We start from the raw sequence: 569 nt of genomic DNA, 5'->3' as shown, positions 1-569 counted from the left end.
TGCCGGAGAGCAGCCGTGAATGACGCTATCCCTCGCCCGCAGGCGAAAACCCGTAAGGCGCTGACGCCGCTATTAGAAATCCGCAACCTGACCAAATCCTACGATGGTCAACATGCGGTGGATGATGTCAGCCTGACCATCTACAAAGGTGAAATCTTCGCGCTGCTGGGCGCATCCGGCTGTGGCAAGTCCACGCTGCTGCGTATGCTGGCAGGTTTCGAACAACCTTCTGCCGGACAGATAATGCTTGATGGCGTCGATTTGTCACAGGTTCCGCCTTACCTGCGCCCCATCAATATGATGTTTCAGTCTTACGCGCTGTTTCCGCATATGACCGTGGAACAGAACATCGCTTTTGGCCTGAAACAGGACAAACTACCGAAAGCGGAAATTGCCAGCCGGGTCAATGAGATGCTCGGCCTGGTGCATATGCAGGAGTTCGCCAAACGCAAACCGCATCAGCTTTCCGGTGGTCAGCGACAACGTGTGGCCCTGGCCCGAAGCCTTGCGAAGCGCCCGAAACTATTACTGCTCGATGAGCCGATGGGCGCGCTGGATAAAAAGCTGCG

Annotated in this window: 1 protein-coding gene; it reads left to right on the top strand. The window is 55.9% G+C overall.

All coding sequences use genetic code 11. The features are described from left to right. Positions 1 to 15: 15 nt before the first annotated feature. A partial coding sequence (locus ACFFRH_RS44995) for an ATP-binding cassette domain-containing protein (protein WP_512701159.1) occupies positions 16 to 569 on the top strand: 554 nt, incomplete at its 3' end.

The sequence above is a fragment of the Streptosporangium vulgare genome, assembly GCF_042428775.1.
Classification (GTDB): Bacteria; Actinomycetota; Actinomycetes; order Streptosporangiales; family Streptosporangiaceae; genus Streptosporangium; species Streptosporangium vulgare.
This window is presented reverse-complemented; position numbering and strand designations above follow the sequence as displayed.